At 69.3% G+C, this 23,881-nt stretch carries 22 protein-coding genes, 1 tRNA gene and 1 pseudogene; 13 read left to right on the top strand and 11 right to left on the bottom strand.

What is annotated here, in order from left to right; translation table 11 throughout:
- Nucleotides 1–4: 4 nt before the first annotated feature.
- The 6 genes from AC1ROY_RS14340 to AC1ROY_RS14315 are packed head-to-tail and all read right to left on the bottom strand — an operon-like array spanning nucleotide 5 to nucleotide 3,736.
- The gene (locus AC1ROY_RS14340; protein WP_493149520.1) at nucleotides 5–409 is read right to left on the bottom strand and encodes a RidA family protein; all 405 of its coding nucleotides are present in this window, start codon (nucleotides 407–409) and stop codon (nucleotides 5–7) included.
- A 52-nt stretch (nucleotides 410–461) separates the two neighbouring features.
- Nucleotides 462–1,139 carry a DNA polymerase III subunit epsilon gene (dnaQ, locus tag AC1ROY_RS14335; RefSeq protein WP_493149519.1) on the bottom strand — a complete coding sequence of 226 codons (678 nt, stop codon included), beginning with the start codon at nucleotides 1,137–1,139 and terminating at the stop codon, nucleotides 462–464.
- Nucleotides 1,132–1,725 (bottom strand): dephospho-CoA kinase, encoded by a 594-nt coding sequence (gene coaE / locus AC1ROY_RS14330; protein WP_493149518.1) that lies wholly within the window; start codon nucleotides 1,723–1,725, stop codon nucleotides 1,132–1,134. The genes dnaQ and coaE overlap by 8 nt, the downstream gene beginning before the upstream one ends.
- 10 nt (nucleotides 1,726–1,735) lie before the next feature.
- Nucleotides 1,736–2,560 carry a shikimate dehydrogenase gene (locus tag AC1ROY_RS14325; RefSeq protein WP_493149517.1) on the bottom strand — a complete coding sequence of 275 codons (825 nt, stop codon included), beginning with the start codon at nucleotides 2,558–2,560 and terminating at the stop codon, nucleotides 1,736–1,738.
- Nucleotides 2,557–2,985 (bottom strand): PaaI family thioesterase, encoded by a 429-nt coding sequence (locus AC1ROY_RS14320; RefSeq protein ID WP_493149516.1) that lies wholly within the window; start codon nucleotides 2,983–2,985, stop codon nucleotides 2,557–2,559. The genes AC1ROY_RS14325 and AC1ROY_RS14320 overlap by 4 nt, the downstream gene beginning before the upstream one ends.
- A 1-nt stretch (nucleotide 2,986) precedes the next feature.
- Nucleotides 2,987–3,736 (bottom strand): class I SAM-dependent methyltransferase, encoded by a 750-nt coding sequence (locus AC1ROY_RS14315; RefSeq protein ID WP_493149515.1) that lies wholly within the window; start codon nucleotides 3,734–3,736, stop codon nucleotides 2,987–2,989.
- A 75-nt stretch (nucleotides 3,737–3,811) separates the two neighbouring features.
- Here AC1ROY_RS14315 and mutM point away from each other — a divergent pair, with 75 nt between their 5' ends.
- The 8 genes from mutM to AC1ROY_RS14275 all read left to right on the top strand — a co-directional run bounded on the left by mutM (nucleotide 3,812) and on the right by AC1ROY_RS14275 (nucleotide 14,179).
- Entirely contained in the window at nucleotides 3,812–4,708 is an 897-nt protein-coding gene (gene mutM, locus AC1ROY_RS14310; protein WP_493149892.1) for a bifunctional DNA-formamidopyrimidine glycosylase/DNA-(apurinic or apyrimidinic site) lyase, read from the top strand.
- Between the two features lie 40 nt (nucleotides 4,709–4,748).
- Entirely contained in the window at nucleotides 4,749–5,522 is a 774-nt protein-coding gene (locus tag AC1ROY_RS14305) for an enoyl-CoA hydratase (protein ID WP_493149514.1), read from the top strand.
- Nucleotides 5,523–5,642: 120 nt separating this feature from the next.
- On the top strand, nucleotides 5,643–5,918 hold the full coding sequence (gene rpsT / locus AC1ROY_RS14300; protein WP_493149513.1) for a 30S ribosomal protein S20: 276 nt from the start codon (nucleotides 5,643–5,645) through the stop codon (nucleotides 5,916–5,918).
- A gap of 327 nt (nucleotides 5,919–6,245) precedes the next feature.
- Entirely contained in the window at nucleotides 6,246–7,697 is a 1,452-nt protein-coding gene (dnaA, locus tag AC1ROY_RS14295) for a chromosomal replication initiator protein DnaA (protein ID WP_493149512.1), read from the top strand.
- A 203-nt stretch (nucleotides 7,698–7,900) separates the two neighbouring features.
- Nucleotides 7,901–9,028, top strand: coding sequence for a DNA polymerase III subunit beta (gene dnaN, locus AC1ROY_RS14290; protein ID WP_493149511.1), 1,128 nt, complete (start codon nucleotides 7,901–7,903; stop codon nucleotides 9,026–9,028).
- A gap of 145 nt (nucleotides 9,029–9,173) precedes the next feature.
- Nucleotides 9,174–10,310 carry a DNA replication/repair protein RecF gene (gene recF / locus AC1ROY_RS14285; RefSeq protein WP_493149510.1) on the top strand — a complete coding sequence of 379 codons (1,137 nt, stop codon included), beginning with the start codon at nucleotides 9,174–9,176 and terminating at the stop codon, nucleotides 10,308–10,310.
- Nucleotides 10,311–10,364: 54 nt separating this feature from the next.
- A complete protein-coding gene (gene gyrB / locus AC1ROY_RS14280) occupies nucleotides 10,365–12,815 on the top strand; it encodes a DNA topoisomerase (ATP-hydrolyzing) subunit B (protein WP_493149509.1) in 2,451 nt (816 codons plus the stop codon).
- Nucleotides 12,816–12,925: 110 nt separating this feature from the next.
- Nucleotides 12,926–14,179, top strand: coding sequence for a Bcr/CflA family multidrug efflux MFS transporter (locus tag AC1ROY_RS14275; protein WP_493149508.1), 1,254 nt, complete (start codon nucleotides 12,926–12,928; stop codon nucleotides 14,177–14,179).
- 100 nt (nucleotides 14,180–14,279) lie between these two features.
- Here the strand turns inward: AC1ROY_RS14275 and AC1ROY_RS14270 are convergent, their stop codons facing one another.
- From AC1ROY_RS14270 to AC1ROY_RS14260, 3 genes are read right to left on the bottom strand one after another with little or no spacing between them, the layout of a single operon-like run.
- Nucleotides 14,280–15,056, bottom strand: coding sequence for an ABC transporter ATP-binding protein (locus tag AC1ROY_RS14270; protein WP_493149507.1), 777 nt, complete (start codon nucleotides 15,054–15,056; stop codon nucleotides 14,280–14,282).
- Between the two features lie 10 nt (nucleotides 15,057–15,066).
- The gene (locus AC1ROY_RS14265; protein WP_493149506.1) at nucleotides 15,067–15,825 is read right to left on the bottom strand and encodes an ABC transporter permease; all 759 of its coding nucleotides are present in this window, start codon (nucleotides 15,823–15,825) and stop codon (nucleotides 15,067–15,069) included.
- Nucleotide 15,826: 1 nt separating this feature from the next.
- The gene (locus tag AC1ROY_RS14260) at nucleotides 15,827–16,762 is read right to left on the bottom strand and encodes an ABC transporter substrate-binding protein (protein WP_493149505.1); all 936 of its coding nucleotides are present in this window, start codon (nucleotides 16,760–16,762) and stop codon (nucleotides 15,827–15,829) included.
- Nucleotides 16,763–16,899: 137 nt separating this feature from the next.
- Here AC1ROY_RS14260 and AC1ROY_RS14255 point away from each other — a divergent pair, with 137 nt between their 5' ends.
- The 4 genes from AC1ROY_RS14255 to AC1ROY_RS14240 all read left to right on the top strand — a co-directional run bounded on the left by AC1ROY_RS14255 (nucleotide 16,900) and on the right by AC1ROY_RS14240 (nucleotide 20,084).
- Complete coding sequence (locus AC1ROY_RS14255) at nucleotides 16,900–18,213, top strand: class I SAM-dependent methyltransferase (protein ID WP_493149504.1); 1,314 nt, start codon at nucleotides 16,900–16,902, stop codon at nucleotides 18,211–18,213.
- 46 nt (nucleotides 18,214–18,259) lie between these two features.
- Nucleotides 18,260–18,336, top strand: a tRNA-Pro gene (locus AC1ROY_RS14250).
- Between the two features lie 343 nt (nucleotides 18,337–18,679).
- On the top strand, nucleotides 18,680–18,925 hold the full coding sequence (locus AC1ROY_RS14245) for a hypothetical protein (RefSeq protein ID WP_493149503.1): 246 nt from the start codon (nucleotides 18,680–18,682) through the stop codon (nucleotides 18,923–18,925).
- Between the two features lie 88 nt (nucleotides 18,926–19,013).
- Nucleotides 19,014–20,084: an alpha/beta hydrolase gene (locus tag AC1ROY_RS14240; protein WP_493149502.1), complete on the top strand. Its 1,071-nt coding sequence runs from the start codon at nucleotides 19,014–19,016 to the stop codon at nucleotides 20,082–20,084.
- A 51-nt stretch (nucleotides 20,085–20,135) separates the two neighbouring features.
- On the opposite strand, the gene AC1ROY_RS14235 is transcribed toward AC1ROY_RS14240, so the two are convergent.
- Together AC1ROY_RS14235 and AC1ROY_RS14230 are read right to left on the bottom strand one after the other, a co-directional pair.
- On the bottom strand, nucleotides 20,136–22,073 hold the full coding sequence (locus AC1ROY_RS14235; protein WP_493149501.1) for a primary-amine oxidase: 1,938 nt from the start codon (nucleotides 22,071–22,073) through the stop codon (nucleotides 20,136–20,138).
- A 118-nt stretch (nucleotides 22,074–22,191) separates the two neighbouring features.
- On the bottom strand, nucleotides 22,192–22,350 hold the full coding sequence (locus AC1ROY_RS14230) for a YjiS-like domain-containing protein (RefSeq protein WP_493149500.1): 159 nt from the start codon (nucleotides 22,348–22,350) through the stop codon (nucleotides 22,192–22,194).
- 203 nt (nucleotides 22,351–22,553) lie between these two features.
- Between AC1ROY_RS14230 and AC1ROY_RS14225 the strand changes: the two are divergent.
- Nucleotides 22,554–23,735, top strand: a pseudogene (locus AC1ROY_RS14225) (winged helix-turn-helix domain-containing protein); the annotation flags it as partial.
- Between the last annotated feature and the right edge of the window lie 146 nt (nucleotides 23,736–23,881).

The raw sequence follows: 23,881 nt of genomic DNA, 5'->3' as shown, positions 1-23,881 counted from the left end.
GCCGTCAGCCGACGACGGCGATGGCCTCGATCTCCACGAGCCATTCCGGCACCGCCAGCGCCGCGACGCCGACGAGCGTGCTGGCGGGCGGCGCCGCCCGGCCCGCGAAGAATTTTGCGCGCGCCTGGCCGATGATGGCCCGGTGCTCGGGCTTGTAGCCCACGACATAGGTGGTGATCTTCACGACGTCGGCGAAGCTCGCGCCGCCGGCGGCCAGCGCCTTGCCGAGATTCTCCATCACCTGCGCCGTCTGGGCTGCGAGGTCGCTGCCGCCGACCAGCGCGCCGTTCTCGTCCACTGCGACCTGCCCGGCCGTGTAGATCGTTCGCGCGCCCGAGGCGACGGCGGCATGCGAATAGGACGGAGTCTTCAGAAGCCCGGGTGCGGGGGGATATTCCGTTGCGCTCATGACTGGCCTCCCTGTGTCGAGCCGGGATGATCACACCGGGGGCGCGGACCGTCTACAGCTCCAGCTTCTTCCACAGCGGATCCTTGATCTTCGCGAGGAACGCGTCGAACCGCGCCAGCTGCTCGGCCGTCACGAGGATCGGTCGCGGCGTGCGCGGCGCGCTCTCCTCGCGCAGGATGGCCTGCACCACCGGCGCCGAGCCCAGCACCAGCCCCGGCTGCCGCCCGCCGCGCAGTTCCAGGTAGACCTCGGCCAGCAGCTTCACGTCGAGCAGCGCGTTGTGCGTCGTGCGCTGCGAGAGGTCGACGTTGAAGCGCCGGCACAGCGCGTCCAGGCTGTTCTGCGCGCCGGGGAAGGCGGTGCGCGCCAGCATCAGCGAGTCCACCATCCTTGCAGGGTTCAGCGCCTTGCGGCCGCAGCGGATCAGCTCGGCGTCGAGATGCTTGAAGTCGAAGGGCGCGTTGTGCGCGACGATGGGGGAGTCGCCCAGGAACTCCAGCATCGCTTCCGCCGCGTCGCCGAAGAGGGGCTTGCCCTCCAGGTCCACGCGCGTGAAGCCATGCACGCGCGTGGCCTCCGGCGGCACGTCGCGCTGCGGGTCGATGAGGGTGTGAAACACCTTGCCCGTGGGCATGAGATTCACGATCTCGATCGCCGCGACCTCGATGATGCGGTGGCCCTCGCTCGGCTCGAAGCCGGTGGTCTCGGTGTCGAGGACGATCTCACGCATGGCGCAGCTTTCCCACGAGGCGGCGGACGGCGGATCCGGCGTGCCGGCGCGAAAGGCCGGTGCGGATGACGACATCGGCGCGGCGGCGCTTCTCCGCGTCGGGCATCTGCCGCGACAGGATGGCCGCGAGGCGTTCGGGCGTCATGCCCTTGCGCATCAGCACGCGCGCCCGCTGCACGGCCGGCGGCGCGGACACGACGAGGATGCGGTCGAACTCGCTGAGGTCGTGCCGCGTCTCGAAGAGCAGGGGGATGTCGAGCACGACCAGCCGGGTGCCGCGGCCGCGTTCCCGGCCGAGGAAGCGGCGCTGCTCGTCGCGCACCAGCGGATGCATGATCGCCTCCAGCCGGCGCAGCGCGGCGGGCTGGCCGAGCACGGCGGCGCGCAGCTTCTCCCGATCCAGGACGCCGTCGCGCACCGTTCCAGGGAACTCGCGCTCGATCGGGCGCAGGGCGCGGCCGCCCTTGGCCTGCAGCGCATGCACGGCGGCATCCGCGTCGAAAACCGGCACGCCGAGGCGACGGAAGGCGAGCGCCGCGGTGGACTTCCCCATGCCGATGCTGCCGGTGAGGCCCCAAATTTTCACGATGGGATCTTCATCGCGCCGGTATATCGGCTGCCACGATTCGGCGCAGCGCGTCATCCACCTCCGGCATCACGCCGAACCAGGCCTCGAAGCCCGGCCGCGCCTGGTGCAGCAGCATCCCGAGCCCGTCCGAGCCGCGCAGACCCCGCGCGCGGGCGGCGGCGAGCAGCTTTGTCTCCAGGGGCACGTAGACGGCATCGGCGACGACGGCATGATCAGGCAGCGGCGCGAGGTCGATCTCCAGCGGCGGCTGGCCGGCCATGCCGAGGCTGGTCGTGTTCACCAGCAGCGCGGCGTCCTCCAGCGGGGGCGTGTCGCTGATCTCGATCGGCCCGCCGAGCGCTCGCGCCAGCGCCTCGGCGCGCGCGGGCGTGCGGTTGACCAAGGTCAGGCGCGGGCAGCCGGCATCGAGCAGCGCGGCCACGATGGCCCGCGCGGCGCCGCCGGCGCCCAGCACCACGGCGGGGCCGCTCGAAGGATCGTAAGCGCCGAGCGAGGCGAGGAAGCCGAAGCCGTCGGTGCAGTCGCCCTCGATGCGGCCCTCGCGGAAGACCAGCGTGTTCACCGCGCCGGCCCGCAGCGCGCGGGGTGAGACGGTCTCGCAGACGGCGAAGGCCGCCTCCTTGTGCGGGATGGTGACATTGACGCCGCGGAAGCCGGCGTCGGCGAGGCCGCGGATGACGTGGGAAAAGCTCTCGGGACGAATGGGCAGCGGCACATAGGCCGCGTCCAGCCCGTGCCGTTCGATCCATGTGCCGTGCAGCAGCGGCGAGCGCGAGTGGCTGACGGGCCAGCCGGTGACCCCGGCCAGCATGGCCTTGCCCGTGAGGATCATTGCGTCAGCGAGGGGACCAGGGTGGCCTGCATGGCGGCGCAGAGCATTTCGGCGCCGTCCTCCATGCGCATCCAGACCTCGGCGCGCGCCACGGTCAGCGTGCGGCCGGGCTTCAGCACCTCGGCCCGCGCGATGGCGAGCACCCCGCGGGCGGGCCGCAAAAAGTTGACCTTGAGCTCGGCGGTCAGCACCTCCTGCCCGGGCGGCAGCAGGCTGAGCGCGGCATAGCCGCAGGCATTGTCGGCCAGCGTGGTCAGCACGCCCGCATGCAGGAAGCCGTGCTGCTGCGTCAGCGTCTTGCGGAAGGGCGCCTCGATGACGCAGCGGCCGGGCTCGACCTCGGTGACGCGCGCCTCGATGACGCGCATGAGGCCCTGCAGCGCGAAGCTCGCCTCGATGCGGCGCTGCAGATCGAGACTCGCCATCTCAGAATCTCCAGCCTGTGTGGATGGCGACGATGCCGCCCGAGAGGTTGCGGTGCGCCACGCGCTCCAGCCCGGCCGCCTTCATCATGCCGGCCAGCGTCGCCTGGTCCGGGAACATGCGGATGCTTTCCGCCAGATAGCGGTAGCTCTCGGCATCCTTTGCGATGCGGCCGCCGATGGCGGGCAGCGCCTTGAAGGACCAGGCCTCGTAGAGCGGCGCCAGGGCCGCGATCTCCAGCCGGGAGAATTCCAGGCAGTGGAAGCGTCCGCCCGGCTTGAGCACGCGCCGCACCTCCCGCAGCACGGCGTCCTTGTCGGTGCAGTTGCGCAGGCCGAAGGCCATGCTGACCTTCTCGACGCTGGCATCGGGCAAAGGCAGGTGCTCGGCATCGGTGCAGAGGAAGGCGAGGCCGCGCGCCAGCCCGCGGTCCAGCGCGCGCGACTGGCCCACATGCAGCATCTCGGCATTGATGTCCGAGCAGATGACGCGGCCGGCGCCGCGCTCCAGCGCCAGGAAGGAGATGTCGCCCGTGCCGCCCGCGAGGTCCAGCAGCGTCTCGGAGGAGCGGGGGGCGATGGCGTTGAGGAAGATGCGCTTCCAGACCCGGTGCAGGCCGAGCGACATCAGGTCGTTCATGAGGTCGTAGCGGGGGGCCACGCTGTCGAAGACCTCGCGGACGAGGCCCGCCTTCTCCTCGGCGGCGACGGTCCGGAACCCGAAATCGGCGGTGCGGTCGGCGTTTTCCTTCATTGGCCGAGCTATAGCCCGCCGCCCGGGAATCTGCCATGCGGGCGGGCGGGAATTCGACGGCGACAGGAGCGGACCATCCCCGAGCTTCCGGAAGTCGAGACGGTCATGCGCGGCCTGGCCAAGGTGCTGGACGGCCAGGTGATCCGCCATGCGGAGACGCGGCGCGAGGGGCTGCGCTGGCCCTTCCCGTCCGGGCTCGTGCGGACCCTGACGGGTGCGCGGGTGGACGGGTTCCGCCGGCGCGGAAAGTACATGCTGATGCGGCTGGAGGAGCGGCCCAGCGTGCTCATCCATCTCGGTATGTCCGGCCGGATGGTGGCGCGGCATCGCGACGCGCCGGCGGTCCCGCGCATGGGCCCCCAGGGCGCCGCCAGCGATGCGCGCGGCCACAACCAGCCCCCGGAGCTGCACGAGCACCTGGTGATGGAGACCGAGAGCGGCTGGCGGATCGGCTTCGTCGACCCCCGGCGCTTCGGCAGCGTGGACCTGGTGCCGCGAGAGGCCGAGGACAGCCACCGCCTGCTGGCGGGCCTCGGGCCGGAGCCGCTGGAGGCGGGCTTCACGGTGGAGGTGCTGGAGCGCGCGCTGGGCGGAAAATTCACGCCGATCAAGGCGGCGCTGCTGGACCAGAAGATCGTGGCCGGGCTCGGCAACATCTATGTCTGCGAGGCGCTGTTCCGGGCCGGAATCTCGCCCAAGCGGATGGCCGCGACCATCCCGGGCGCCCGGGCCGACCGGCTGGTGCCGGCAATCAAGGCGGTGCTCTCGGACGCCATCGAGGCCGGCGGATCCAGCCTGCGCGACTATGTCCGCGCCGACGGCGAGATCGGCAACTTCCAGGAGCGCTTCGACGTCTACGACCGCGAGGGCCAGCCCTGCCGGCTCTGCCCCGGCCCGAAGGGCTGCCCCGGGATCACGCGGCTTGTGCAGTCCGGCCGATCCACCTTCTACTGCGCCCGAACGCAAAGATAATTCACGCAGCGCCGAGGCGCCGCAAAGCCTGGGGAATGCCATGCCGTACGAGATGATCCTGACCGAGGTCCAGGGCCGGGCCGCCATCATCCGGCTCAACCGGCCGCAGGCGCTGAACGCGCTTTGCGACCAGCTCATGGCCGAGCTGGCGGAGGCCGTGAAGGGCTTCGACGCGGACCCCGCCATCGCCGCCATCATCCTCACCGGCAGCGAGAAGGCCTTCGCGGCCGGCGCCGACATCAAGGAGATGCAGGCCCGCACCTATCCGGCCGTCTATTTCGACGACTTCATCACGAAGTGGGAGGCGGTGACCCACGTCAAGAAGCCCGTCATCGCGGCGGTGGCCGGCTTCGCGTTGGGCGGCGGCTGCGAGCTCGCGATGATGTGCGACATGATCATCGCGGCCGAGAACGCGAAGTTCGGCCAGCCGGAGATCAACCTCGGCATCATCCCGGGCGCCGGGGGCACCCAGCGCCTGACGCGGGCCATCGGCAAGGCCAAGGCCATGGACCTGATCCTCACCGCCCGCTTCATGGACGCGGTCGAGGCGGAGCGCAGCGGCCTCGTGGCCCGCATCGTGGCCGTGGACCAGCTCCTGCCGGAGGCGCTGAAGATGGCGGAGAAGATCGCCAGCCTCTCGGCCCCCTCGGTGGCCATCGCCAAGGAGGCGGTGAACGTGGCCTTCGAGACCACGCTGGCCGAGGGCGTGCGCTTCGAGCGGAAGGTCTTCTACTCGCTCTTCGCCACGGAGGATCAGAAAGAGGGCATGGCGGCTTTCGCCGAGAAGCGGAAACCCAGCTTTCACAACCGTTAGCGCGCGACATGGCGCCTATGTCCCATCAAGTGTCTTGACGGTGGAGGGCCGCGCGGCTTAGACCCTTGCCTCCCGTGGCGGACCGCCGCAGACCCTATTCGAGATCGCATTTCAGAGCCCATGGCCAACAACGCTTCCGCGCGTAAGCGCATCCGTCAGACCGAGAAGCGCACCGAGCGCAACCGCATGCGGCGCTCACGCGTGCGCACCTTCCTCCGCAAGGTGGAACTGGCGATTGCGGGCGGCGACAAGGCCAGCGCCGCCGAGGCCTTCAAGGGCGCGCAGCCTGAGATGCAGCGCGCCGTCACCAAGGGCGTGCTGCACCGCAATACGGTGGCCCGCAAGCTGTCGCGCCTCTCCGCGCGCATCAAGGCCCTGGGCGCCGTCGGCGCCTAAGTAAAAATCTTTCCTGACAAATAGAAAGCGGCTCGGCCGAGAGTATTCCCATGCTCTCGCCGATGTCGCGCGTCTGTCATTTGTTTGGAACATGATCGCGGCTTGTTTGTCACACTGTGGCCGGAGTTTTCGAATTGTCGCTTCGGGCCGCTTTATTTCGCAGTGTTACTCCCGCTAAACTCCTTCGGAGGCCAGGCAATACGCGAGGCTCCGCTCAGGCAAGCTGCTGATTTCTCTCAAGGAAGTAGATTTGGGGCGCCCCCGCCCTCCAAAGTGACACAACCAATGCGCTTTCGTGACGAAAGCGTTGAGAGACTGAGGACAGGGATGGACACGGATTCCGGCGATATTCCCCCGCCAAATGCCGGAAAGACCGCCGCCAGCTGGGCCCGGGCGCGGGCCCGCCTCCGCCAGGAGGTGGGCGACGTGGAGTACCGCAACTGGCTCCGCCAGATGACCCTGGCCGGCATCGACGGCGAGACGGCGCTCGTGAACCTGCCGACCCGCTTCCTCCGCGACTGGGTGCGCGACCATTACGGCGACCGGCTGCGGCTGGCCTGCCAGGCGGAGATGCCGGGCATCCGCCAGGTGGCGCTGCGCGTGCAGGCCACCGGGACCAAGGCCGCCGTCGAGGAGGAGGTCGAGGAGCCCGCGGCGCTCGCCGAGAACGTGACCACCACGCCGCCGGCGGCGGCCGTCGCGGTGGCTGCAGCGCCCGCCGCTGCCCCGCCGGAGGGCGCGCTGCGCAACGACTGGCTCGTGCCGCTCGACCAGCGCTTCACCTTCGACACCTTCGTCGTCGGCAAGCCCAACGAATTCGCCCATGCCTGCGCCCGCCGCGTGGCCGAGAGTCCGGCGCAGGCCGGCTTCAACCCGCTCTTCCTCTATGGCGGGGTGGGTCTGGGCAAGACGCACCTCATGCACTCGATCGCCTGGGCGCTGCGCGAGCAGGCGCCGGACTTCGCGGTCGCCTACATGTCGGCCGAGAAGTTCATGTACCGCTTCATCGCGGCGCTGCGCAGCCACAACACGATGGAGTTCAAGACGCAGCTCCGCTCGGTCCACGTGCTCATGGTGGACGACCTGCAGTTCCTGATCGGCAAGGACAACACGCAGGAGGAGTTCTTCCACACCTTCAACGCGCTGATCGACGCGGGGAAGCAGATCATCATCTCCGCCGACAAGGCGCCGAACGACCTCTCGGGCATCGAGGACCGGCTGCGCACGCGGCTCTCCGGCGGCATCGTCGCCGACCTGCATGCGACGACCTACGAGCTGCGGCTCTCGATCCTGCAGGCCAAGGCCAACCATGCGGGCGTCGAGGTGCCGGGGCGCGTGCAGGAGCTGCTGGCGCGCAAGATCGCCTCCAACGTGCGCGACCTCGAGGGCGCGCTGAACCGGCTCGTCGCCCATGCCAAGCTCTTCGGCCGGCCGATCACGCTGGACACGGTGCCGGAGGTGCTCTCCGACATCCTGCGCGCGCACGACAAGCGCCTGTCGATCGACGACATCCAGCGCAAGGTGGCCGAGCACTACAACATCCGCCTGACGGAGATGGCCTCGGCCCGGCGCTCGCGCGCGGTGGCGCGGCCGCGGCAGGTGGCGATGTACCTGGCCAAGCAGCTCACCTCGCGCTCGCTGCCCGAGATCGGCCGCCGCTTCGGCAACCGCGACCACACGACGGTGCTGCATGCGGTGAACAAGATCACGGAGCTGATGGGCGAGGACCCGTCCTTCGCCGAGGACGTGACGCTGCTCCGCAAGATGCTGGAGATGTGAGGGGAAGGGCGGAGGTTTTCCCCGCCCCCGGACAGCGTGCCGCCGCCCTTCGCGGTGGATTTGCCGAATACGGCATTCTTCCTGCCCCAACGGGCCTTGCGACCCGCGCACCAAGCTTTGCCGGGGCCAGCCATGATGCTAGTGGTTTGGCCGTATTGCGCGGCGAATCGAGGCGGCGCCTTCGGATAGCAAGGGACCGGGAGATGAAGTTCAGCGTCGAGCGCGCCATCCTGCTCAAGGCTCTCGGGCACACGCAATCCGTGGTCGAGCGCCGGAACACCATCCCCATCCTCGCGAACATCCTGCTGGACGCGAAGGACGGCACGCTGCGCGTCACCGCGACCGACATGGAGATCGCCATCGTCGAGGAAGTGTCGGGCGTGCAGGTCGCGCGGCCCGGCCGCACCACGGCGCCGGCCGGCACCCTCTACGAGATCGTCCGCAAGCTGCCGGAAGGCGCCATGGTCGAGCTCGACCACAAGGGCGGCGACGCCCCGCTGGCGCTGCGCGCCGGCCGCTTCAGCACCAGCCTGCCCGTGCTGCCCGTCGAGGATTTCCCCTCGATGACCGAGGGCTCCATGCCGCACCAGTTCAAGCTGGAGGCGGCCAAGCTGCGCGGCATGATCTCGCGCACGCGCTTCGCGATCAGCACGGAGGAGACGCGCTACTACCTCAACGGCATCTACCTGCACACGGCCGAGGTCGATGGCCGCAAGGTGCTGCGCGCCGCAGCGACGGACGGGCACCGCCTGGCCCGCGTCGAGGAGGACCTGCCCGAGGGCGCCGGCGGCATGCCGGGCGTCATCGTCCCGCGCAAGACGGTGAACGAGGTGAACAAGCTCGCCGAGGAGACGCGCGACGAGATCGAGTTCCGCCTCTCCGACACCAAGATCAGCTTCCGCATCGGTACCGTGACGCTGACCAGCAAGCTCATCGACGGCACCTTCCCGGACTACGAGCGCGTGATCCCGCGCGGCAACGACAAGATCCTGAAGGTCTCGAAGAAGGAATTCGCCGAGGCGGTGGGCCGCGTGGCCGCCATCTCCAGCGAGCGGTCGCGGCCGGTGAAGCTGTCCATCGACCGGAACCACTTGCTGCTGACGGCGTCGAGCCCGGAGCAGGGGCAGGCGCAGGAGGAGCTGGACGAAGGCTCCGTGACCTACGCCTCCTCGCCGATCGAGATCGGCTTCCAGGCGCGCTACCTGAATGACATCACGGACCAGGTGGGCGAGGAGCTGGAGTTCAAGTTCTCGGACGGCAGCGCACCCACGGTGGTCGCCGATGCGAAGGATCCGGGGGCCTTATACGTCCTCATGCCGATGAGGGTGTGACCAAGGGGCTCCGCCCCGTTGTCTCCGCTTCGCGGCCAACCCCCCGCCAGGGAGCACGCTCCCTGGACCCACATCGGTTGCGGAAGGTGCAGGAAACTCCGTTTCCTGCTGGGGTGCTCGAGGGGCAAAGCCCCTCGAAGGTCCCATGCTGCGCCTGACTCGCCTGCGCCTCACGCGCTACCGCTCCTACCCCGCTGCCGACCTGCGCTTCTCCGCGCCACTGGTCGTCTTCGCCGGCCCCAACGGCGCCGGCAAGACGAACCTGCTGGAGGCCATCAGCCTGCTCGTCCCCGGCCGCGGCCTGCGCGGCGCGCGCATCTCCGAGGTGGCGATGGGCGGCGAGCCGCCCTGGGCCGTCTCCGGCCAGTTCGACGACGGTCTCGGAGGCTTCGAGGTCGGCACGGGCACGGCGGAGGAGGGCGGCCCCGACCGCCGCGCCTTCCGCCTGGATGGCGGGAAGCTGCGCGCGCAGTCCGACCTTGCCGAGCGGGTCGCCGCCGTCTGGATCACGCCGCAGATGGACCGGCTCTTCCAGGAGAGCGCCGGCGGGCGACGCCGCTTCCTGGATCGGCTCGCCATGGCGCTGGAGCCGCATCTGGCGCGCGAGGTTTCCGCTTATGAGACCGCCATGGCCAACCGTAACCGGCTGCTGGTCCAGGGCCGCGAAGGGCGGCGCGCGGAGCCGGCCTGGATCGCGGGGCTGGAGGATGCGATGGCGCGCCACGGCATCGCCATCGCCGCCTCCCGGCGCGCGCTGGTGGGGCGGCTGAACGCCACCCTGGAGGCCGGCGCGGCCGGCGCCTTCCCGCGGGCCGTCCTGACGCTGCAGGACCCCGCGGCCGAGCTGCTGGACGCCATGCCCGCCCTGGCCGCCGAGGACGCCCTGCGCGCCGGCTGGGTGGCGTCCCGGTCCCGTGATGCGGCCGCCGGAGCGACGCTCACCGGCCCGCACCGGGCCGACCTGCTCTTCACGCATGCCGAGAAAGGCATCGCGGCCGGCCTCTGCTCCACCGGCGAGCAGAAGGCGCTGCTGATCTCGACCGTGCTGGCCCATGCCGGGCTGATTGCGGCCAGCAGGGGCTTTGCGCCCTTGCTTTTGCTGGACGAAGTGGCCGCCCACCTGGATTCCGAGCGCCGTTCCGCGCTCTTCGAGGCCCTGGCCGCGCTGCCCGCCCAGAGCTTCCTCACGGGCACCGATCCGGGGGTATTCTCGCCCCTCGCGGAAGCCGCGGAACACTGGGCGGTTTCGCCGGGTCAGGCCCGCCGAAACCCCCTGCCGTAACCGCAGGAAAAATGCCATATATGAGGGGTCTTTCCTGAGGTTTTCCATTTCCAGATGACCAGCGATTCCCCGACCGGCGGCGACCTCCCGAATCAGGTCTCCGACGCGGACTACACCGGCGCCTCCATCACCGTCCTGCGCGGCCTCGAAGCCGTGCGGAAACGGCCTGGCATGTACATCGGCGACACCGACGACGGCTCCGGCCTGCACCACATGGCCTTCGAGATCATCGACAATTCGGTGGACGAGGCGCAGGCCGGCTATGCCTCGCGCGTCGACGTCGTGCTGAACGGCGACGGCAGCGTGACCGTGACGGATGACGGGCGCGGGATCCCGGTCGACATCCACGCGGAGGAGGGGGTGAGCGCCGCCGAGGTGGTGCTGACGCGGCTCCATGCCGGCGGCAAGTTCAACCAGAACTCCTACAAGGTCTCGGGCGGCCTGCACGGCGTGGGCGCCGCGGTGGTGAACGCGCTCAGCGAGTGGATGGAAGTCCGCATCTGGCGCGGCGGCATCGAGCACTTCATCCGCTTCGAGCACGGCGACACGGTGCAGCCGCTGAAGGTCGTGGGGCCGGCCCCCGCTCACCACCAGGGCACGGAGGTGACCTTCAAGCCCTCCGCCGGCACCTTCACCCATGTCGAGTACGACTTCGCCATCCTGGAGCGGCGGCTGCGCGAGCTGGCCTTCCTCAACTCGGGCCTCGCCATCACGCTGCGCGACGACCGGCACGTGCCGGCTGTGACGGCCGAGTTCAAGTTCGACGGCGGGCTCGTCGCCTTCGTCGAGTGGCTGGACAAGGGCAAGGAGCCCATCTTCAAGCCGCCCATCAGCGTCATCGCCAAGGAAGGCGAGGGCATCCGCGTCGAGCTCGCGATGTGGTGGACCAGCTCGCCGCGCGAGGTGATGCTCTGCTTCACCAACAACATCCCGCAGCGCGACGGCGGCTCGCACCAGGCCGGCTTCCGCCAGGCGCTGACGCGCGTGGTGGCGAAATACGCCGAGGACCTCGCGAAGAAGGAGAAGATCGAGCTCGTCGGCGACGACATGCGCGAGGGGCTGACCTGCGTGCTGTCCGTGAAGGTGCCGGACCCTAAGTTCAGCTCGCAGACCAAGGACAAGCTGGTCTCCTCCGAGGTGCAGCCGGTGGTGCAGATGGCCGTCGCCGATGCGCTGTCGCATTGGTTCGAGACGCATCCGAAGGAGGCCAAGCTCGTCCTGGACCAGGTCGTGCTGTCAGCCGTGGCCCGCAAGGCCGCGCAGCTCGCGCGCGAGAAGGTGGGACGCAAGAACGCCCTCGAATTCTCGACGCTGCCGGGCAAGCTGGCCGATTGCCAGGAGAAGGACCCCGCCAAGTGCGAGCTTTTCCTGGTCGAGGGTGACTCGGCAGGCGGTTCCGCGAAGCAGGGGCGCAACCGCGCGAACCAGGCGATCCTGCCGCTCAAGGGCAAGATCCTGAACGTCGAGCGCGCGCGCATCGACAAGATGCTGGCAAGTGCCGAGATCGGCACGCTCATCACCGCGCTCGGCACCGGCATCGGGCCGGGCGAGCCGGCCAAGGGCGGCTTCACGGCGGACAAGCTGCGCTACCACCGCATCATCATCATGACCGACGCCGACGTGGACGGCTCGCACATCCGCACGCTGCTGCTGACCTTCTTCTACCGGCAGATGCCGGAGCTGATCGAGCGCGGCTACCTCTACATCGCGCAGCCGCCGCTCTACCGCGCCAAGCGCGGCCAGGACGAGCGCTACCTGAAGGACGACCGCGCGCTCGAGGACTACCTGATCGAGAAGGCCACGGCCAACGCGCGCATCACGCTGGCCACCGGCCGCGAGGCGACCGGCGACGAGCTGATGGAGATCGTGGAATCGCTGCGCCAGACGACCTCACGCATCCGCCGTCTCGCGGTGAACATCCCCGTCGAGATCGTCGAGCAGGCGGCGATGGCCGGCATCCTCGCGCCCGACACGCAGCGCGCGCTGGAGGCGGCGAATGATTTCGCCGCTCGCCTCGACGCCATGGCGCCGCCCGCCGAGCGCGGCTGGAAGGTGAGCGTGGACGAGCACGGCGTGCACATGCACCGCATGGTGCGTGGCGTGGCCGAGCGCTACACGCTCACCTCAGCGGCCCTGCGCAGCGCGGAAGCCCGCTGGCTCGACGAGCGGCGCGAGTTCCTGCAGCGCGACTTCTCCGCCGGCGCGAAGGTCGCCTTCGATGCCAGCGAAGCCGAGGTGCGCGGGCCGCTGGCGGCCTTCGACCGCATCTTGGGGCAGGGCCGGCGCGGCCTCTCCATCCAGCGCTTCAAGGGGCTGGGCGAGATGAATCCCGACCAGCTCTGGAAGACCACGCTGGATCCCGCGGTGCGCACGCTGCTGCAGGTGCGCGTGGACGATGCCGAGGATGCGGAGGGCGTGTTCTCGACGCTGATGGGCGACGTGGTGGAGCCGCGGCGCGACTTCATCGTGGGCAACGCGCTGAAGGTGGCGAACCTCGACGTGTGAGGGTTGCGCGGTTGGTCATGCCGATCGATTGACGCTGCCTTGCCGGTGACGTTGTGCGCTGCAACATTTTGTGGCGCACAAGTCAGCCTGACTGTCCTATATTCTCTCGCATGTCCGCTGCATCAGACCCGGCTGTCCCGCCCGAGGGCGCAGCCGCCGCCCGGCTTCTCCTGATCCTTAGCCTGCTGATGGCCTTCGGGCCCATGTCCACCGACATGTACCTGCCGGCGCTGCCTGCCATGGCCTCCGCGCTGCATGCCTCGGACGCGCAGCTGCAGTGGACGCTCTCCTCCTTCCTGGTGGGCTTCGGGCTGGGTCAGCTGATCTGGGGTCCCATTGGCGATCGCTTCGGCCGCCGCATCCCGGTGCTGGCGGCGGTGCTGCTCTACCTCGTGGCGACCTTGGGCTGCGTGCTCGCCGCCAATGTCCATCAGATGATCTTCTGGCGCTGCCTCCAGGCGCTGGCGGCCTGCGCCGGGCCGGTGCTGGCGCGGGCCATGGTGCGCGACGTCTATGGGCGCGAGCGCGCGGCCCGGGCGCTGTCGCTGCTGATGCTGGTGATGGGCGTGGCGCCGCTGCTGGCGCCGAGCCTCGGCGGCCAGGCGCTGCTCTGGTTCGGCTGGCGCGCGGTCTTCTGGACGCAGATGGGCTTCGGCGTGGCGGCGCTGATCGGCGCGCTCTTCCTGCGGGAGACGCTGGCGCCGGCGATGCGCGCTTCGCTGAGGCTGCCGGATGTCCTCTACGGCTATGCCGAGATGCTGTCTCATCGCCGCTTCCTCGGGGCGGCGCTGGCCGGCGGCTTCTTCTACGCCGGCTGCTTCGCCTTCCTGGCGGGCAGCCCCTTCGCCTATGTGCAGTACCACCACGTGCCGGCCGAGCTCTACGGCCTGCTCTTCGCCATCAACATCGCGGGCATGATGGCGCTGAACGTGGTGAACCGGCGGCTGGTGATGCGCCTCGGGCCCGAGCGCCTGCTGCTGCGCGGCATCTGCGTCGCGGCCGCGGGCGGGGTGGCGCTGGCCGTCGCCGGGCGCACGGGCTTCGGCGGGCTGGCGGGGCTGGTGGTGCCGGTCTTCTTCTACATCTCGATGCTCGGGCTTGTGAGCGCCAATGCCATGGCGGTGGCGCTCTCGGCTTTTCCGCATCGCGCGGGCTCCGCCTCGGCGCTGGCGGGCGGCATGCAGTTCGGCTTCGGCGCCGTCTCCAGCACGCTCCTCGGCCTGGTGAACGACGGCACGCCCTGGCCGATGACGGCGATCATGGCGGTGAGCGGGCTGGTCGCCCTGGCAACCGCGCTGCTGCTGCGCCGCGCGGACGTCGAGGCAGCGCAGGGCGTCGCGAAGTCCTCGCGCAGCTTCTCCTGAAGCGTGATGACCGAAGGCAGGAAGGCGCCGGAGGTCTGAATTACACGCTAAAACAAAAGGTTAAAACATGATGCCTGAGCGAATGCGAACGCATCATGGTCTAACCTAAAGGCGCCCCGTGCAGATCCGGGGCCAGCTTGTGTCGCAGCTCCTTCGACAGCGCGATGAAGCCGGGCGATTCCGGATCGCGCGGGCGCGGCAGGTCGACCGGCACGACGGCTGAGATCCGGCCGGGCCGCGGCGAGAAGACGACCACGCGGTCGGCGAGAAAGACCGCCTCGTCGATGCTGTGGGTCACGAAGAGCACCGTCGTGCGCTGGCCCTCCCAGATCTGCAGCAGCTCCTCCTGCAGGCGGCCGCGCGTCTGGGCGTCGAGCGCGCCGAAGGGCTCGTCCATCAGCAGCGCCTTGGGCTGCGTGGTCAGCGCGCGGGCGATGCCGACGCGCTGGCGCATGCCGCCGGAGAGCTCGTGCGGATAGCGCTTGGCGAAGCCGGAGAGGCCGGTCATCGCCAGGAATTTCTCCGCGCGCTCGCGGCGCTCGGCAGCGGCGACGCCGCGCGCCTTCATGTTGAACTCGACGTTCTTCTGCACCGTCATCCAGGGGAAGAGGCCGTGATCCTGGAAGACGATGCTGGTCTCGGCGGAGGGCCCGGCGAGCGGCTGGCCGTTGATCGCGATGGTGCCGGTGCTCGGCGTCTCCAGCCCCGCGATCATCTGCAGCAGGGTGGACTTGCCGCAGCCCGAGAGGCCGAGCAGGCAGACGAACTCGCCCGTGCCGCAGGCGAGGTCGATGCCGCGCAGCGCCTCCACCGCACCGGACTTGCCCTGGTAGGTCTTGCCGACGCCGCGGCATTCGAGAAATCCGTCGATGCTCATTCCGACACCATCATTCCGCTTGGGCCGTGAGGCCCTCCTGCCAGCGGCAGACCCGCTCGCGCAGCACGCGCACGCCCTGGTCGGCCAGCAGGCCGATGGCGCCGATCACGATGATGCCGGCGACGATGAGCTCGGAGCGGAAGGTGAGCTGCGCGTTCAGGATCATGTAGCCGAGGCCCGAGCGCACCGCGATCATCTCCGCCGTCACCACGGTGAGCCAGCCGCCGCCGATGGCCAGCCGCAGCCCCGTGAAGATCGCCGGCATCGAGCTCGGCAGGATGATGTCGCGGAAGATCAGCGCCTCGCTGGCCCGCGCCGCCTTCGCCACCTTGAGCAGCGTGCGGTCGATGCTGCGCACGCCGAAGATCGTGTTGATCAGCAGCGGCCATGTCGCCGAGAGGAAGATCAGCATGATGGCCGGCTTGTCGCCGATGCCGAAGAACAGCAGCGCCATGGGGATCAGCGAGATCGGCGGCACGGACCGGAAGATCTGGATCGACCAGTCGGTGAGCCGGTCGAGGATCTGGTAGCGCCCGATCAGCAGACCCAGCGGCACCGCCACGCAGAAGGCGATGCCCACGCCGACGGCGACGCGCGTGATGCTGGCGCCGGCATTGGCCAGGATCGCGGCGTATTCCGTCGTGAAGGCCTGGAGCACTGCGATGGGCGGCGGCAGCAGCAGCGTCGGATAGATCCGCGCGGCCGCGGCCGCCTGCCAGGCCGCCAGCAGCGCGACCAGCGGCAGCAGGCCGAAGATGCGGCTGGACAAGTCAGGTCAGGAAGCTGGTGTTGATGAACTCGGCCCAGTCGGGCTCCCGCTCCAGCAGGTTCTGCTCGATCATCATCCGCGCCAGCGCCTTGAGCCCGTCCTGGAAGGGCGGCCCGGATTCGGCGGAGAAGAAGAGGTTCCGCGTGGAGGCCTCGGCGACCTCGCGCGTCATGCGGAACTGCTGGATGGTGGTCTGCACCGCGATCGACGGGTTGTTCTTCATCTCGTTGGTCGCGCGGACATGCGCCCGCACGATGCTGCGCACGAGGTCCGGGTTGTTGCGGATGAAGGGCACGGAGGCGACGAAGCCGAGGTTCGTCTTGCCCATGGGCGTGTCGTAGGGAACCCAGAGCTTGTGGCCCCAGCCCTGCAACTCGGCCAGCGAGCAATAGGGCTCGAAGCAGCAAATGGCGCTCACGTCGCCGCGCATCAGCGGGATCGGCTGGTCCTGGTTGTCCATGTAGACGAGCTCGACCGCGCCCTCGAGGCCCTCCTGCTTCAGCTTCCAGGCGAGGCTGACCAGCCCGATGGAGCCGTTCTGCACCGCGATCTTCTTGCCGCGCAGCGCGGCGAAGCTGCGGATCTCCGGCTTGGCCAGCAGCATCCAGCCGCCGTCGCAGCCATTGGCCAGCACGGACATCGGGAAGCCCTTCACCGCGATCTGCATCGTCGCGGAGAGGCCGCCATTGCCGACGTCCACATCGCCCGAGGCCACGGCCTGCATGCGCTGCACGAGGCTCGGGAAGGTGACGATCTCGGCATCGATGCCCTCGGCCTTCAGCATGTCGGGCATCAGGAAGGCGGCGTTGGTGGTGGTGGTGAAGGCCGAGCCGATCTTCACCCGGCGTCTCGTCTGGCCCAGCGAGCTGCGCGAAACGAGGGCAGGGCTGGTCAGCGAAACTGCAGAAGCAGCCAACAGCGTGCGACGCGCGACCATCGAAACTCCTCAAAGACGTGTTGTAATGTGTTTCGGTGCAAGAACGAGGCCAGCAGGGTGCGGTGGTCGTCGCCGGCCTTCAGTCCCCGGCATGCGCCGGGGTAGGGAAGCGTCGCGCCTTGTGGCAATTTCCGCCGATGACGTCCGCCTCCCGCCTTGCCGTGCTTCGCCGCCTGATTGCCGATCTCGCCCCGAGGCTCGACCTCGATCTCGCCCTCCGCCTTTGGGACGGCGAGGCCATCCCGCTCGGTCCGCGCTGGAGCGGCGACCTCGCCGTCGCCGTCCGGGACCCGCGCGCCGTCACGCGCCTGCTGCGTCGTCCGCGCCTGCCGACGCTGATCGACCTCCTCGCCGAGGGGCTGATCGAGATCGAGGGCGGGACGCTGCTCGACCTCGCGGCGCGGCGCGGCGAGAAGGGCACGCGCGGGCTGGCGCGCGGCGTGAGCAAGCTCGCGTTGGCGCGGGTCCTGCTGCCCTTCCTCTTCGGCTCGGGAGCGGCTGACCCCAGCCATGCCTATGCGGGCGTCCAGGAGGCGCGCGCGGAGGCCGGCCGCGACGACAGGGCGCAGGTCCAGTTCCACTACGACCTCGCCAACGCCTTCTACGCGCTCTTCCTCGACCCGGAGATGGTCTACTCCTGCGCCTATTTCCCGGACTGGCAGGCCGATCTCGCCACGGCCCAGAAGGCCAAGCTGGAGATGATCTGCCGCAAGCTGCGGCTGGCCCCCGGCGAACGCTTCCTCGACATCGGCTGCGGCTGGGGCGGGCTGGTCTGCCACGCGGCGCAGCACCACGACGTGCAGGCGCATGGCGTGACGCTGAGCCAGGCGCAGTTCGACTTCGCGACGGAAAAGGTGAACCGCCTCGGCCTGGAGGACCGCGTGACGATCGAGCTGCGCGACTTCCGCAGCCTGCAGGGCATGGAGTTCGACAAGGTCGCTTCCATCGGCATGTTCGAGCATGTCGGGCTCGACAACCGCGACGGCTATTTCGGCCACATCCGGTCGCTGCTGCGGCCGCGCGGGATCTACCTGCACCACGCCATCGCGCGGCCGATGAAGCGGACCGAGCGCGAGTTCCGGAAGAAGCGGCCGGAATTCGCCGCGCTGGTGAACTACATCTTCCCCGGCGGCGAGCTCGACCACATCGGCGGCACCACCGACGCCCTGGAGCGCAACGGCTTCGAGATCCACGACACCGAGGGCTGGCGCGAGCATTACGGCCGCACCTGCCGGCTCTGGACCGAGAATCTCTACGCCAATCGCGCGGCTGCGGAGGCCGAGGTGGGCGCGGCCAAGACGCGGATCTGGCTGGTCTATCTCGCCGGCTGTGCCTTGGCCTTCGAGCGGGGGAGCGTGGGAATCTTCCAGACGGTGGCGACGAAGAAGGCGCGCGGCGCGTCCGGCCTGCCGCCGACGAGGGGCGATCTCTATGCAGGGCCGATCGTCTGAGGAGCCTCTTTGACAAAGGCGCGTCGGGTGGTAAGGCAGCGCCCGTCGGAGTGTAGCGCAGCCTGGTAGCGCATCAGTCTGGGGGACTGGGGGTCGTGGGTTCGAATCCCGCCACTCCGACCATCTTTCGGCGATTTCCCGCCATTTGGCGCCCCACGCCAACCTCCTGCAGCCGACATCGGCCATGCTGAAGCAAGCCGACCTAGGACGGGCAGCATGAGTGCGAGCTCTCCTCCCCGAGGTGGAGCTTCTGCGGCTAGCAGTCAGCGCCCGACCTTGGGGCGTTCCAAGCCCTCATTGGCCAACATGCCTCAGCCGGTCCTGCCGGCTACCTGCGCTCGCTCAGTCTGCGCTTCGCGGGCTGCGCTTCGCGGGCTGCGCCCGACGGGTATCGGATGGTAGGAAATTACTGCACTTAAAACTATTATGATAACTGTAGTGGGGGCGATGGTCGGGTAAGGAGCTCATGAAGGTCTACAGGGGGGAGCCGGGAGACTACCGCCTGATCGGATGGGCCGACATTCCGGACGATCACGAGCCCGTGCTGAACGTCCCCTTGTTCGGCGCCTCTTCGATCATCATGGAGAGCTTCTCGATCTGCGCAGTGACGCATCTGCCGGAAGGTGGCGGCCTGCGGGTCGAGCGCGCGGTTCTCCTTGCGCCAGGCCAATGCCCCGAGCTTTTGCCGGGCTGGCAGGCGCTCTCGTCCTGATCGGCAGGCCGCTCCGCGCCCCTGCCGAAGGGCTCTGCCGCCGATCGCGCGATTGAGCGATGCAGGAAGATTCGGGCAGGATGCCTCGATGATCCGCCGCCCAGGCCCGCTTCTCTCCCGCCGCCTCTTCGCGGCCTCCACCCTGGCGGGGCTGCCCGCCGCGGCCTGGGGCCAGCAGGCCGCGCCGATCCCGGCGCCGCGGTCCCTGCCGGCGCGCCTACTACCCGTCCCCAACACAGTAAGCTCCGAACTCCGCATCCGCATCGGCGCGCCCTTCCCGCCGGGCTGGGACACGATCCCGCAGGACGCCGCCGGATGGCGAGCGATGCAGGCCCAGAGCGCCGCCGCCGTCGCGCCGCACCTGCCCGCGCTGCGGCAGCATCTGAAGGTCCATGTCCAGGCCACCCGCATCGCCGGGGTTCCCGCTTTCGCCATCACGCCCGACGACCTGCCGGCCGCGAACCGCGACCGGCTGCTCGTCCACGTGCATGGCGGCGGCTATGTCCTCTATCCCGGCGAGGCCGGCGCCGGCGAGGGCATGATGATGGCGGGCTACGGCCGCTTCCGCGTGGTCTCCATCGACTACCGCATGGCGCCGGATTTTCCGTTCCCCGCCGCGCTCGACGATTCCATCGCCGTCTGGCGCGCCCTGCTCGGGCAGAACGATCCGCGGAAGATGGCGATCTTCGGCGCCTCCGCCGGCGGCGGGCTGACGCTGGCCATGATCCTGCGCGCCAGGGCCGAGGGCCTGCCGCTGCCGGCCGCCATCGCGCCGGGGACGCCCTGGTGCGACCTCACCGGCGAGGGGGATTCACGCCAGGCCAATGCCTATGTGGACAATGTGCTGGTCTCGAATACCGGCTGGGCCGGCGCGGCGGCCGGGCTCTACGCGAACGGGCGCGACCTGCGCGACCCGCTGATCTCGCCCGTCTATGGCGATTTCTCCGGCTTTCCGCCGGCCATCCTGACCACGGGCACGCGCGACCTGCTGCTCAGTGACACCGTGCGTGCCCACCGCAAGCTGCGGCAGGCGGGCGCGGAGGCCGCGCTGCAGGTCTTCGAAGGCCAGAGCCACGCGCAATTCCTCGATCCGAGCGTGCCCGAGACACTCGAAGCCTTCGGTGAGATTTCCGCCTTCTTCGACCGGCATCTCGCCTGAGGATCTCAGACGCCGTTTGGAAACTCCGGCGGCGGAGTTTCCAAGCGGACTCTAAGCCTTCGCGTGGCAGCTCGCGCCGTTGACCGACGGCGCCAGGTCGATGCCGGGATTGCGGTCGAAGAAGCCGCTCGGCATCAGCTTGAAGCCGGTGGTGATGCAGGGCTGCACCGGAAAGTCCTCGGGCCGGACGGTGTGGTGCAGGCCGAAGGTGTGCCAGACCACGAGGTCGGCGTTCTCGATCGGCCGGTCCTGCCGCACGATCTCCGAGATGTCGCCGCGCCCGTCGGAATGGTTCATGTACTCGCCGGCCGGATAGCGCTCCTCCGGGTCGAAGGGCGTGACCCAGAGGTGGTTCCGCGTGAAGGCCGCGCGCCGGCCGGAAGGTGAATCGGGCCGCAGGAAGGGCGTCACCGCATGGGTGGGCTCCAGCTTGTAGGCGGTGGGACGGCCGACCTGGTTGACGCGGTTCGGATTGATCACCTTCCAGCTGCGCATGCTCGCCGGCTCGATCCTGCGGCAGGCCTCCAGCTCGGTGCGGAGGACCGTCTCCTCCTCGAAGAAGGCGTTGCCGTAGGGGTTCTCCGGCCCGTCCTCCACGGCGCGCGTGTTGGACTCCACGACGGAATTGCCGGCGCCGTCCACCGCCATCTCCAGCCGCGCGCAGAAGATGTGCTGGTGGATCTGCCCCGCCACGCCGGGCATCACCTCGCGCGCGAATTTTCCGGGCTGGCCGGGCTCGCAGGCGACGGTGTTGATGATGCCGGTCGCCTTCACCTCGAACTGGATCATGCCGTCCGTGTGCAGGTACCAGTAGAGCGCGTATTCGTAGTTTCCGACGGTGCAGATGGTGGAGACCACCAGCCGCCGCGCCCGCCGCACCTCGGTCCGCTCCGTGCGGAAATCCCAGTGCTTCCAGAGCAGGCCGTGATCCTCCTCATGGATACAGATGGCGTTCTCGATGGTCATCACCTCGCCGGTCATGGTGCCGAGATGGGCGTCGAGATACTGGATGGAGCCCAGGCAGTCGCAGCCGAGCTTCAGCGAATTGGCCAGCTTGCCGAGCCCGTACTCGCCCACGTCGAAGACGTTCTTGCGGAAGTGCCCGCGCTCGGGGCTGCCATAGGGCACGACCATCTCCACCAGCGAGGCGCGGTGCAGGATGGGCCGCCCGTCGTAGCGGATGTCGTGGAGGGTCAGCGCCTCGCGCGCGTTGAAGCCGATCCGCAGGGACCAGCGGTCCCAGGTGAGGCAGCGGCCTGCCAGCGCGAAGCTCACGCCCTGCGGCTGCACCACGTCGAGCGGCTTCCAGGGATCGCGCGCGTGTTCGAGGAAATCATGGTCGTAGTTGGACTCGGCCATGGGGATCGGCGGGCCGCCATGATCGTCCACGCGGAGCACGGTGCCGGCGAGGATATCGACGACGGCGTTCAGCCCCTCGATGGGATGCGCATAAAAGTTCTCGTTCTCGCGCAGGCGGAGCCAGCAGAAGGTGTGCGCGAGGTGGCGGCCCTCCTCGCCCGGCACGCCGAAGCTGCCGGCGGACCAGGGATCCACGCAGACCTTTTCCACATCCTCGATGCCGCGCCTGCGGCAGGCCTCGGCGAAGCGCGGATCGTCGCGGACCACGCGCTCGATCATGAGGAACTGCTCGAGCTGGATGGTCGGCCGCGCGTCGGGCAGATGCCTGCGGGAGAGGATGCGACCCTCGTCCAGCGAGACCACCAGCCGCCAGACGCCCATCGCATCCGTGCGGAACAGGTTGGCGCGGGCATGGCGCGGCACGGGCGTTTCCGGCCAGGCGGCGAGCGCGGCCCTGTCGGGATCGAAGAGCTCCACCGTCTCGAAGAGCACGCCTTCCGAAAATTCCGGATCGGCGCGGATGATGGCGAAAACGGCCTGGAACTCGGCCGGCGTCAGCGGGTCCAGCGGATGCGCGGCCGCGACGGCTTTCGGGGCTGCCGCATGGCAGCAGGGCATGGCGTCGTTCATGGCTCGGCTCCTGATCGGGCGGCCGCGGTCGTGGCATTTGCGGCAGGCTGCGCCAGATGCCGCCGGCCGGGCAAGGGGAACGCGTCCGCCTGCCCGGCCGGGACCCGCGGCCGCGCGCTCAGACGCGCCACCAGGGCTTGCCGGTCTCCGCGGCGAGCATGTCCTCCGTCATTCCGATGTCCTGCAGCAGGTGGTCGTCGAGCTGAAGCAGCATGCGCCGGCTCCGGGCCCGGTCCTGCCAAAGCGCGAACTGGGCGAGCATATCCAAGATGATCACGATTCTGTCCTTTCTGGGTGTGCGTGGCGTATCGATGCGTCGTGCGTCGATCCCATCCTTTTGCCGCTTCACCCGCGTGAGGACTTGAAGGTCACCTTCCGGATTTCTGGAGATTTGCTTTTGATATGCAGATGACATGCAGAATTCCGACACTCGATGCTATGAAGGCTTGAGCGCGACCGGCCCAGGCGCGAGAATGATTGATGTCCTGGCCTCGGAGGCTGGGCGCCGTCGGAGATTCGGCAATGCTGCGCTTTGCCGGGCACGAGATCGACCTGGGCCGCAAGGAACTGCGCCGGGGCGATGAGCCCGTCCATGTCGAACCGCAGGTCTTCGACCTGCTGGTTCACCTGATCGAGAACCGTGGCCGCGTCGTCAGCAAGGACGAGCTGCTGGACGCGGTGTGGAACGGGCGCATCGTCTCCGAGGCGGCGCTGAGCAGCCGCATCAACGCCGCGCGCCGCGCGCTCGGCGACGACGGCGACCGGCAGGAGCTGATCAAGACCATCCACAAGCGCGGCTTCCGCTTCATGGGCGAGGTGACGGAGGCGGAGCCGGAGGCCGTGCCCGCCGCGGAGGCCGAAACGCCGACGCTGCCTCCCGTGCCGGGCGGCGAGTCCCGCAAGCCCTCGATCGTCGTGCTGCCCTTCGTCGACCTGAACCCGGATTCCGGCACCGAGTACTTCGCCTATGGCCTGACCGAGGACGTCATCCGGCTGCTGGCGCGCAACCGCTGGCTCGACGTGCTGAGCCGCCATTCCGGCGCCGCCTTCGGCGATCGGCAGGTGCCGCTGCGCGAGATCGCGGTGGCGTTGAAGGTGCGCTACCTGATGCAGGGCAGCGTGCTGAGGCGCGGCAGCAACGTGCGGATCGTCGCCGACCTGATCTGCGCCGAGACCGGCCGGCAGCTCTGGTCGGAGACCTACGACCTGCCGCTGATGGACATCATGCCCGTCACCGACGCCATGGCGCGGCAGATCGCGGCCGTGATGGAGCCCGAGCTCGGGCGCATCGAGCGCGAGCTCGCGATGCGCAAGCCGCCGGAGAACCTCGACGCCTGGGACAGCTACCAGCGCGGGCTGTGGAACCTCTGGGGCTTCACCCGGCCCAGCATGGACCAGGCGGAGGAGATGTTCCGCCAGGCCGTCGCGCTGGAGCCTGGCTTCGCGCGCGCGCATGGCGCGCTGTCCTACGTGCATCTCCAGCGCGCCTTCATCAGCCCGCCGGAGCAGCGGCCGAGGCTGCTGGCGGAGGCGATGCGCGGCGCGCGCACCGCCGTCGCGCTGGACGATCGCGACTGCATGAACCTCTGCGTGCTCGGCCGGGCGCATTGCATGCTGGGCCAGCACGAGGACGCGGTCGCCGCGCTCGAGCAATGCGTGGAGCTGAATCCGAGCTTCGCCCAGGGCTATTTCGCGCTGGCCTTCGCGCTCACCTGGTGCGGGCGCGAGATCGACGCGCTGGCGCTGGTGGAGCGCGCGATCGAGCTCAGCCCGCGCGACCCGCATCTGACGAGCTTCCACCACCTCCG

The sequence above is a fragment of the Roseococcus sp. GW821-FHT12F05 genome, from assembly GCF_058806835.1.
This window is presented reverse-complemented; position numbering and strand designations above follow the sequence as displayed.